This is a genomic window from Clostridium sp. SM-530-WT-3G (genome assembly GCF_012843905.1).
Classification (GTDB): Bacteria; Bacillota; Clostridia; order Clostridiales; family Clostridiaceae; genus Clostridium.
The window spans coordinates 1-581 of record NZ_JABAGC010000103.1 but is presented as its reverse complement, the minus strand read 5'-3'; the positions used below and the strand labels follow the sequence as shown (position 1 = coordinate 581).

At 34.8% G+C, this 581-nt stretch carries 1 protein-coding gene; it reads right to left on the bottom strand.

The genetic code is table 11. The features are described 5' to 3' along the window. The coding region (locus HF850_RS15410) for a DDE-type integrase/transposase/recombinase (protein WP_169106290.1) at positions 1 to 581 on the bottom strand (581 nt) is incomplete at both ends.

Below are 581 nucleotides of genomic sequence, written 5' to 3'. Positions count from 1 at the left end.
AAAAAGTTGTAATAAGCAACCCAGAGAGAAAAACCATATAATGCACCATTATCACTTCCGTACCCGCAGGTTACGCGATAAGATGTCTTATAGGTTCTATTTAATCGTTCTACAACTTGTTTAACCCAACGATATTCTTCAGAAACTGGATCGTCATTAGTAAGACCAATAACTTGAGTTAAATAAAATTGTTTATTTTCTTCTAACTCAAATTGTTGCTTAGCTAAAGGATAAGCTGAATATCCATCTGCAATGAATTTTAATGCATTGTTAGGAAAAGTTTTGAACTTTTCAAAAGCCATTCTCATTGCTAATATGCAAGGGCCAACTGCTCGAGTATCAGATACTTGATAGCCTAAAATGGACTTTTTGCAAGCATCCATGACAATCCAAACGTAATGCTTGATGCCTTTTACTTTTATGTAGGTTTCATCAGCAGCAAGAATTTTAGAAGGTTTATAATCAAAGGTATCTATAAATGGCTTAATTACTGAAGCTGCTGTTAATGCGTAATTAGCAACCATAGTATGTGATATTTTTATGCCATGTACTTCCGCTAATGCGTGAGCGGTTTGCCTAGT